Origin of the sequence: Tissierella simiarum, from assembly GCF_018917865.1 — a bacterium.
Lineage (GTDB): Bacteria > Bacillota > Clostridia > Tissierellales > Tissierellaceae > Tissierella_C > Tissierella_C simiarum.
Genome location: NZ_JAHLPM010000006.1, coordinates 189,595 through 199,541, shown reverse-complemented (window position 1 = coordinate 199,541; position 9,947 = coordinate 189,595). Strand labels below are relative to the sequence as shown.

Here is a 9,947-nt window from a genome sequence, read left to right as displayed (position 1 = left end):
CTTAGGAAGCCTTATTCTTTTTGGCGTGTCCAAGTACGCCCTATGCTGAAAGCAAGTGCTCACAGTTTACATTTATACTACCTTAATCCTCACTGGATTTAAATACTCTTCATTAATTAAGTTAATGTTTTTTATATTTGCTTTTCTCATTATGTTTAAAGAGCCATTTATATCTGCGTTTAATATAACTTCTGTAGCTGATTTATATTGACCTCGTGAGATTCTTCTGCCACTAAAAGGATAACTTTTCTTATCAAAAGCACTATAAATAGGCAAGCATCATTAGCTAAAAAATCAGCTTGTGAAGTATAACTCTCTTAAAGCTAAATATTCACCTTTAGACAAATGTTTAAGCTGTTGTTTTTGAACACCAAACAAAACTTCTTTAGTAGGCTTTTGGGGCATTTAAATCCTCCTTTCTTAGAAAATTATAGTAATATTATAGTATAATAGTCACGATTTTACAATAAATGCTATTATTTATGTAATCTAATAAAAGAAAAAACTTAGCTAAAGCTAAGTAAAAATTCACCACCCACCTATACATGATGGGTGTACTCTTTTTGAAAAAAGATAGAATTTAGTAAAACCACTATATTTTAGGGTTTTAAGGTTAATTTAAGTCTTTAGTAAGATTGATTTAAGTTTCTAATAAGACTTATTTAAGAAAAATAAGCTATTCTATAAATACTATTAAGAAATTAAATATTTCAAAGGGAGGTATGCTTATATGTTTAAATTTCCAGATCATCTTTATACAGATGTACGTATAGAAGATGTGTATGAAACAGAAATAGTTTACTCCACTGGGGAGATTGAAGAGTCTAAAATCAGAAACTATAAAGCTGCTTTTATTAGAGTATTTGATGGAGAAATGTGGTATTACAGCTCGATATCAAATTTAGAAAGCATTCAAAAAGAAATAGATTCTCTCTCATCCTATGCAAGTCCTAATAGAGAAATAGATAATCATCCTATTGTAAATAAACTACAAGTCACCAAGGAAAAACTTTTAAAATTTGAAGATAATGGTATGGAAAAAATTGAAATAAAAAGAAAACATGACTTATTAAAAGAACATTTTCCTTTGCTAGAAGGCAGTACATTCATTAAAAATTGGAAAGCTGCTTATGTAGACCGAAAAGTTAATAAAGAGTTCTATTCAAGTAAGGGCTCAGAAGTCATTTTCGATACCCAATCTACTGGAATATTTATATCGATGCAATTCGGTTATGAGGAAAAAATGTTTTCTGAAAATTATCAGATATCCTACGATAATTTTGATAGCCTAGATGGTAAATTAGAAAATTTTAAATCTTTTATTAAGCAATGTGAGGATTTCCTATTGGAATCTCAGCCCGTTAAACCTGGTAAATATACAGTGATATTATCTCCTTCATCTGCTGGTGTATTTGCTCATGAAAGTTTTGGACATAAAAGTGAAGCCGACTTTATGATAGGTGATGAAGCTATGAAAAAAGAGTGGGCAATAGGAAAAAAGGTAGGAAGCGATATTCTTTCTATTGTGGATAGTGGCAATATATCTGGTAGCGGTTATACACCATTTGATGATGAGGGTATAAGGGCAGAGAAAACTTACCTTATTAAGAATGGCATATTAAGTGGTAGACTTCACAGTGGTGCTACGGCTGCTTCTTTAGAAGAAAATTTGACTGGAAACGCTAGGGCTGTTGACTTTGAATTTGAGCCTATAGTAAGGATGACAACAACATATATAGAACCAGGCAATAAAACAAAAGACGAATTATTCTCAGAAGTTAAAGAAGGAATATATGTTGAAACTATTAAACATGGGTCTGGAATGTCTACTTTTACTCTGGCCCCTTCACTAGCTTATTATATTAAGGATGGCAAAATTGCTAATGCAGTAAATATTTCAGTAATTACTGGTAATGTCATGGAAACATTAAAAGAAATTGATGGATTATCTGATAAACTTGAAATACTCAGCTTCGTTATAGGAGGATGTGGTAAAATGGAGCAAGCGCCTCTACCCGTAGGATTTGGTGGACCTTATGTTAGGGTAAATAATCTTAATGTACAATAGGGGGAATATCAATGATAAAAGAAAAATATATTAATAGAGTTAAAAAAATATCAATTAATGTGACTCAAACTAAGATAGATTCCATAAGCCATAAGGATATAGAAAAGACAGGACTTAGAATATATAAAAACGGATATATAGGTTATTCAGGAGCAATTGGAAGATATGAAGAGGAAGAATTAGAAAAAAGAGCAAAAGATTCATTAAATAACAAAATGCCTTACCAATATAATCTTGGCAAAAACCTTAGAAAAAAAGAAGATTTTTCTTCTGAAATAATTAAGGAAGATAATTTAGTAGAAGAGCTCAATGAATTGCTAGGTGCTCTTAGAAAAGAACAACCTGAATTCTACTTTTCAAATAAATTCAATCTTATTGAACATGAAGTTAGACTTTTAAATGATAATGGCCTTGATTTATATTATAAAGATAAATACATTGATTTTATACTTATCTTTAAGGAAAAAACATCTCCCAATATTATGGATGGCTTTGTAGGGCTAAACGGGAGGAAATATAGTCGTAAGCTAGCTTTAGAAAACATTAATCAAATATGCAGTGCCTATAGAAACAAAGTAATGCTGCCAAACAAGAAAGTTTTACCAGTAGTTTTTTCTACGGACGATATGCTACCTCTTGAAAAATTTCTTGAAGATTTAAATGGAGATAGATTTGGCAGCAAAAGCTCTTTGTTAAGTAATAAAAGAAATAAAAAAATATTTAATGAAAATTTCACTTTATACCAGACCAACAATCCTAATGACTGCATTGTCCCTTTCTTTGATGCAGAAGGAGTTATAAATGATAACCACAGATATCCCCTCATAAAGGAAGGTATAATTGTATCCCCTTATACAGATAAAAGGATATCCAATAAATATAATTTACCTTTAACAGGATGTGCAGCAGCAGAATATGACGGTATGCCTAACTTAGGATTTCCAAAATTGAAAATTAAAGAATCGGAAAAAACTGCTAAGGAGCTATTAGGCGGCGAAATGGGAATCTTCATACTAGTAGCTTCCGGAGGAGATTTTACTCCTGAAGGAAACTTTGCTACACCAGTTCAATTAGCATTTTTATTTGACGGAGAAAAATTCATTGGTAGATTACCTGAACTAAGCATATCTTCAAATGTTTTTCATATGTTTGGTGATTCATTTTTAGGTGTAAGTAAGGATACAATGAACCCTCTTTCTAATAACAAGTTTCTAATAATGAATATGGAAGTATCTAAAATATAAACATAGACCATGACTATTTAGTCATGGTCTATGTTTATATCTAGTAATTTAGACGGATTGTTATTCCCTAAAGTTTCTATTATAATTAGTGGGCTGCCATCACAGCTTTTTTAATTTAAATATTATTTCTTAAATTCAGGAGGTATAAAACATGAAAAAAAAATTAATCTTAATAGTCTTAATCATTTCTTCAATATTACTTACTTCATGTAGTGGTAAAAACACGACTTTATTTACAGATAAATCGGTTAAGGAGGAATCTGCTAATATAACAAAAAAATATAACGCCTATGTAGAAGCTAATAATATTATGAATGATGTTTTAAATCAATCTTTAAATTACTACTACAAAAGCTTTGGATTAGATATAGATAACTTTGAACCAAAGGAAAAGGCCTTTGTTACAAGTTCCGTTTCATCTTTTAATGTTGATTTGATTCAGGAAAAACTTAGTTTCTATGATAATGAACCTATTATTGAGAATCTAGATAGTGCTGCCAAAAATTTAGAACCTGCTATAGTAGAACTTGCAAATATTATAAATGAGATTAAAATTTACTACGATTCTAAATCTTATGTTGATGATGATTTTAAAGAAGGCAGAGAATTACATACAAAGCTTTGTACAAGCTATGAAAACTATTATCAAAAAAAAGAAACCTTTTTCGTTCCTTTAATAGAATTATCTTACGAGGAATCAGAAAAAGCTATGGAAAACTATCTTAAAAATAATGAGTTGATAAAATATCACTCAATTGATTATATGGTAACAGCCCTTGATTTATTTACTGAGTTAAAAAGTCAAAATATAGACAACGAAAATCTTACTGTTGATTCTGAAAAATTTGCAGAGCAATATAAAATTCTATCAGAAAAAATAAATGAACTTGTTGATGCAGTCAACAACTCTAAAAATGAAGAAATAAATCAATTTGAACAAAGTAACTTTAACAAGTTTATAAATTATACTCAAGAAACAAAAGGAGCTGCTGCCCAAATCTCGCAAGATCTAAATGAGGGAAATCTTTCTATTAAATCTTTAAATGAATTCTATAAAAACTATAGGACAATGATTCATTACTATAATAGAGTTGTACAATTCTCCAATAACATAGATAATCTAAATTACTTTCCTGTAATTTAATTATAGATATAAAAACAATAAAATAGTTATTAACCCAAGGAGGAATAAAATGTCGAAAAAAAAATCTTTATTAATTCTACTATTTTTACTTTGCTTTACTATTACTGCTTGTAACTCTACTGGCAAACAAGAAGAAGAACCGGCTACTACATCTACTGAAGTTAGTGATTCTCAAGCTGATTATGAAAGAAAAATTATTACTAAACAAAATGCTTATGTTAATCTTGGAAATTTCATTACAGCTGAATATTTCAATAGAATTATTGACACATACTTTAGCAGATTTGGTACAGAAGAATTTGTTAAGCCATCAAGTGCACCTTTTGTAAATGCCGTTGCAAAACATGAAATTGATTTAATAGATGATGCATTAGAGCGTTCTGAAAGAGAACCTTATATTGAAGGATTTGACGAGTCAGTGCAAGACTTAGTGCCAAAACTCAAAAACTTGATTAGCATCATGGATGAAGCCCATACATATTATAAACAGAAAGACTATATAGATGATGACTATGCTAAAGGTGCTGAATACCATAATCAAATAGTCTCAATATATTTCAATGAATTTTATCCATCTCTTGAAGTATTCTTCGGCTATATGGATGAATTAGCTAAAAACCAACGTGAAAGTAATATGCAGTTATTAGTAGAAAATGATTTTATGATAAGGTATCATATACTCGATGTATTATATAAAGCTCAAGATATTCAATCTGGAATTTATGATCAAAATGTTAGTTCAGAAAATATTTTAGAATTAAACCTTGATTTAATTAAGGAAGACTATGAAGCATTAATTGAATCTATAAATAAGCTTAAAGAGTATTCAAAAGATAATAAACGTCTAGAAGCTGAAGGTTTTGACTCAGTTCAGATGGAACAATATATAGGTTATGCAGCCGAAGTTAAAGCCGCTATTACAGAAATAATTCAAAGAGTTAATGACAAAAATCCCGTTCCTGAATCTGACATTAAACATAACTATGTTTCTTCTACATCGGGAACCCCTGAAAAACTTGATTCTAGAATAAGTGCTTTAATTGATTACTATAATTCTTCTTTTTCTAGATAATCATTATCTTAATAAAAGTGTTGCAGAGGTAATCTACAACACTTTTATACTTTTATCTATCATAGAATTTAACTTTTCTTCTTAAAGATATTTTTATAAATAGATTGTAGTGAAAAAAGTGTTCCATTAATGGCAGTAGTCATGGTTTTTACTAAAATTGGAAGACTACTGAATTGATCCGGGCTATCATCTATTAAATAGGTCCAAGTTGATGAAGGCACTTTTAATTCTTCTTTATCTAGCTTTATTCCATCTTTACCAACTTCTATATTGTTGAAAGTCTTCACTATTTCTAAATCTATCCTATTCATCATTTCATCAAAAGCCTCTATTGCCATCTTATGAAATTCATCTAAAGGACTTTTTCTTCCTATCACAACCAAATGTATACTTTCTCTTATATAAGAAACATAATCTAGATAGTCGGCCCAGCATCTGTTTATATGATATAAAGTAATCTGTTTTTCAAGGCTTTTCAATGCCTCTTCACCTATTTGGTTAAGAAAGTGATCATATTGCTGAGGTGCTTTAGTACGTAATGTATCTACTGAAACTTTATCCATAAGTATCCTTTGTCGCTTATCATAAATTATACGTCGTTGCTGCTCCACAATAAAAGAATACTTCCATAGCTGCCTTCTAGTATCCGAGTTATATCCCTCCATAATTCTTTGTTCTTTTTCTATTCGTTGGCCAATAGCAGGATCTTCAATTTTTTCTTCATTCTCAATATGTTTAAGCAAATGAGTTAAATTGCTCATATTATATTTCTTAATCATATCATCTTCTAGACTAATAATGAACCTGCTTTCTCCAGGATCTCCTTGACGACCAGCTCTCCCCTTTAACTGCTCATCTATTCTCCGGCTTTCATTACGATTGGTTCCTATTACATATAGTCCTCCTAAAGCAAATACTTTATCTCTCTCCTCTTCTCTTTCCCCACCTAACTTTATATCAACTCCACGTCCTGCCATATTAGTAGAAACAGTTATAGCTCCTACTTCTCCAGCTTTAGCAATAATTTGAGCTTCCATTTCATCGTTTTTAGCATTTAACACTCTACAGCTTATTCCTTCACTTTTTAAATCTTCTGCTAATAGTTCCGATTCTTCTACACTGCCTGTACCTATTAACACAGGCTGCCCCTTTTTATGAGCTTTTACAATTTCATCAATAAGAACTTTCCTCTTAAATTCTTTATTAGAAACAATTAGATCAGCATGGTCTTTACGGATACATGGTTTATTCGTAGGTACCACTAATACATCCTTATGATAGAATTCTTTTAGTTCCTTAGCGGCAGCTTGTGCTGTTCCTGTCATTCCTGATATCCTTGGATATAGACTTAAAAAATGCTGTAAAGCTATGGAGCCCATAATCATTCCTTTTGATTTAGACACCAGACCTTCTTTAGCTTCTACAGCTTCTTGCAGATTATTAGGCCAATGTCTTTTATCAGCAATACGTCCAGTAAATTCATCAATAATCTCAATACTTCCATTCCTTACAATATAGTCTTTATCTTTGTCGAGAAGTATTTCTGCGTGTAAGGCACAGTTCAGCTTTGTAAGTAGTTGTAGATTCTCAGGAAGATAAAGGTTGCCACACCCTAACATCTTTTCAACTCTTAAAAGTCCAGCTTCTATAAGATATACATTTCTCTTATATTGATCAACTTCATAGTCATGGCCAAGTTTAAGGTCCTTGACTAATTTAGATAAACAAGTTTGTTCCTCTTCAACATCTTCCATCTTTCCTGCAATTACTAAAGGTACTCGAGCTTCATCAATAAGGATGGAATCAGCTTCATCCACAATCCCATAATGGAATGGACGGTGAATAATATTTTCTTTTTCCATACATAGAAAATCTCTCAGATAATCAAATCCTGCTTCTTTTGCAGTTACATATGTTATATCAGCTAAATAAGCTTTTTTCTTTTCCAATGTACTCATTCCTTCTTGTACACACCCTACTGTAAGTCCTAAAAATTCATATATTTGCCCCATCCATTTTGAGTCCCTGCTTGCCAGATAGTCATTAAAAGTCAAAACATGAACGCCTTTTCCTGTCAATGCATTTAAATAAGCCGGCATTGTAGCAGCTAAGGTTTTACCTTCTCCTGTTTTCATTTCTACAATCTTATTCATATGAAGGGCTATACCTGCAATAATTTGAGTATCAAAGGGATACATCCTCAACACACGTCGTGCTGATTCTGCAACTAAAGCAAAAGATTGGGGTAAAATTTTCTCAATTTCAATTCCACTTCTAGCTTGTTTCCTAAGTTTTATTGATATTTCTTTAAGTTGATAATCACTTAAACTTTCTAACTTAATATTTTTAATCTCTTTTAACACTTCTTCATATATCTCTAATTTGTATTCTATTGGATTATAAAGATTTTCTGTAGAATCAATTAATTTTAATAACTTATTAAACATAGCAATTCCCTCCTGTAAATAATCATATTTAACACATTGGCTATAAGCACAAATAGTCCCATTTATATAATAAAGGGATTTATGTTATAGCAACTCACAAGCAACTTAGATTACTTCACAAGAGAGTCTCTAGTTATTTTAAAAGTATGATAAAAAATAATAATTAAAATAGTAAATAAAAAGATAATATCTAATGAAATGATAAAATGGTTTGATGATTTGGAAAAACTATAAATAGATATAATACTTTCCTTTAATGATGCCTTCAATAAAAGAAAATTATATATTACCTGAGTACTTATAAAGGATAAGATAAATAAAATTGAGCATACAGGTAAATCTTTATTAAAGACATATAATCTATCTCTAACAAAGCTAACACTTACAATTTTAAAAACATGAATTATGCTTAATATGCTTAGCAATGACACACTCATTTTATTTACTCCTTTTATAAATCTAATCTACTTTCATTTTTCTAACTATTTTATATCTATAGATAGTATTATAACAAATATTGTTACTTTTGCTTTAAAATTTTTAAAATTATTCAAAAATGTAAAATACTTTTATACCAGTACGAAAAATAGTATACTATATTAGAATAAGGTTTTAAAAAGATTATATATAGCTTAAAATCTAAAACATACATAACAATAAAAAAGTTTTCTATACTACATATGAAAGTTAGAGGTGTAAAAATTATGTCTAGGAAAAAAAGATTCCTATTAGTTTTATTAATATTGATATCTGTTTATACAATTTACCATATCATTGATAAGATTAATTACAATAAATATGTTTCCAAAAGTAATGATAGAGTAGATATGTGGGAAAAGGATATAGATTACCTTGCCTATAATTTACCCAAAAAACATAAAGATTTATTCTATAAAGTAAGCAAAGATGATTTCACTAACCAAATTGAAAACCTTAAAAAACAAATTAGAAATATGGAAGATGATGAAATCAAAATGAATATACAAAAAATAATTGCCTCTATTGGAGATGGTCATACTTCCGTTAATGTTAGTCCACGAAAGATATTTCCTCTACAACTATACTATTTTAATGATGGTATATATGTTATAAACACATTAGATGAACATGAGGAAATCATGTATAATAAGTTAAAAGAAATCAATGGAATAAGCATTGACAATATAATTGAAAATGTTTCACTAATAGTTTCTCACGACAATGAATTTGGGTTAAAAAATGATTTACCACTCCGTATAGTATCGTCAGAGGTACTCCATGGATTAGGTATCATAGATAACCCTGATGTTGCAAAATTTGTTTTTGAAAATCAAAATAAAGAAATCCTAGAAGTTGAGCTTGAATCCATAAGTGGTGAGAAATATTTTGATAATATCTTTTCAAAGGAAAGAAAAGATGCTCCTTTATATATGAGAAATAATGATCAATATTATTGGTTTGAATATTTAGAGAATGAAAAAACAGTCTATTTTAAGTACAGTCAATGTGTCAATATGAAGGACAAGCCATTTAAAGAATTCTCAAAAGAACTTATTAATTTTATCAATAGTAATGATGTAGAAAAATTTGTTATTGATGTTAGAAATAATGGTGGAGGAAACTCTGCTATATTAGATGGATTTATTAATGAAATATCTAAAAACAAATTAAATAAAGAAGATAATCTATTCGTTATTATAGGAAGAAGGACTTTTTCATCAGCAATACTAAATTCAATAAGCCTTAAAGAAAAGACAAAAGCAACTTTTGTTGGGGAACCTACGGGAGGTAAACCTAATCACTTTGGAGAAGTTAAAAGTTTCAAACTTCCTAACTCTCAAATTACAATAAATTATTCTAGTAAATACTTTAAACATTATAAAGAAGATATTCCATTTTTAAGCCCTGACAAGATAATCGAGTTAACTATTGATAATTATATGAAAAACAATGACCCTGTTTTAGAATATATTCTTAGTATTTAATAAACTAA

7 protein-coding genes are annotated in these 9,947 nt (G+C 29.6%); 5 read left to right on the top strand and 2 right to left on the bottom strand.

The genetic code is table 11. The features are described 5' to 3' along the window. Positions 1-72: 72 nt before the first annotated feature. The gene (locus KQI42_RS08960) at positions 73-276 is read right to left on the bottom strand and encodes a hypothetical protein (protein ID WP_216518973.1); all 204 of its coding nucleotides are present in this window, start codon (positions 274-276) and stop codon (positions 73-75) included. A gap of 454 nt (positions 277-730) precedes the next feature. Between KQI42_RS08960 and KQI42_RS08955 the strand changes: the two genes are divergently transcribed. From KQI42_RS08955 to KQI42_RS08940, 4 genes are all read left to right on the top strand, one after another. After that, entirely contained in the window at positions 731-2,068 is a 1,338-nt protein-coding gene (locus tag KQI42_RS08955) for a TldD/PmbA family protein (protein WP_216518971.1), read from the top strand. A gap of 11 nt (positions 2,069-2,079) precedes the next feature. Continuing rightward, complete coding sequence (locus tag KQI42_RS08950; RefSeq protein ID WP_216518969.1) at positions 2,080-3,312, top strand: metallopeptidase TldD-related protein; 1,233 nt, start codon at positions 2,080-2,082, stop codon at positions 3,310-3,312. A gap of 151 nt (positions 3,313-3,463) precedes the next feature. After that, on the top strand, positions 3,464-4,456 hold the full coding sequence (locus KQI42_RS08945; RefSeq protein WP_216518967.1) for a DUF3829 domain-containing protein: 993 nt from the start codon (positions 3,464-3,466) through the stop codon (positions 4,454-4,456). A 49-nt stretch (positions 4,457-4,505) separates the two neighbouring features. Next, positions 4,506-5,528 carry a DUF3829 domain-containing protein gene (locus tag KQI42_RS08940; protein ID WP_216518965.1) on the top strand — a complete coding sequence of 341 codons (1,023 nt, stop codon included), beginning with the start codon at positions 4,506-4,508 and terminating at the stop codon, positions 5,526-5,528. Positions 5,529-5,596: 68 nt separating this feature from the next. Here KQI42_RS08940 and secA2 read toward each other — a convergent pair whose 3' ends face one another. After that, positions 5,597-7,975 carry an accessory Sec system translocase SecA2 gene (gene secA2, locus KQI42_RS08935; protein WP_216518964.1) on the bottom strand — a complete coding sequence of 793 codons (2,379 nt, stop codon included), beginning with the start codon at positions 7,973-7,975 and terminating at the stop codon, positions 5,597-5,599. 704 nt (positions 7,976-8,679) lie between these two features. On the opposite strand from secA2, the gene KQI42_RS08930 reads away from it, so the two are divergent. Continuing rightward, on the top strand, positions 8,680-9,939 hold the full coding sequence (locus KQI42_RS08930; RefSeq protein ID WP_216518961.1) for a S41 family peptidase: 1,260 nt from the start codon (positions 8,680-8,682) through the stop codon (positions 9,937-9,939). The last annotated feature ends 8 nt before the right edge of the window (positions 9,940-9,947 follow it).

Bases quoted from the DNA above. Each gene is read 5' to 3' on its own strand.
- KQI42_RS08955 (WP_216518971.1), top strand. From the start codon at position 731: ATGTTTAAATTTCCAGATCATCTTTATACAGATGTACGTATAGAAGAT.
- KQI42_RS08950 (WP_216518969.1), top strand. From the start codon at position 2,080: ATGATAAAAGAAAAATATATTAATAGAGTTAAAAAAATATCAATTAAT.
- KQI42_RS08945 (WP_216518967.1), top strand. From the start codon at position 3,464: ATGAAAAAAAAATTAATCTTAATAGTCTTAATCATTTCTTCAATATTA.
- KQI42_RS08940 (WP_216518965.1), top strand. From the start codon at position 4,506: ATGTCGAAAAAAAAATCTTTATTAATTCTACTATTTTTACTTTGCTTT.
- secA2 (WP_216518964.1), bottom strand. From the start codon at position 7,975: ATGTTTAATAAGTTATTAAAATTAATTGATTCTACAGAAAATCTTTAT.
- KQI42_RS08930 (WP_216518961.1), top strand. From the start codon at position 8,680: ATGTCTAGGAAAAAAAGATTCCTATTAGTTTTATTAATATTGATATCT.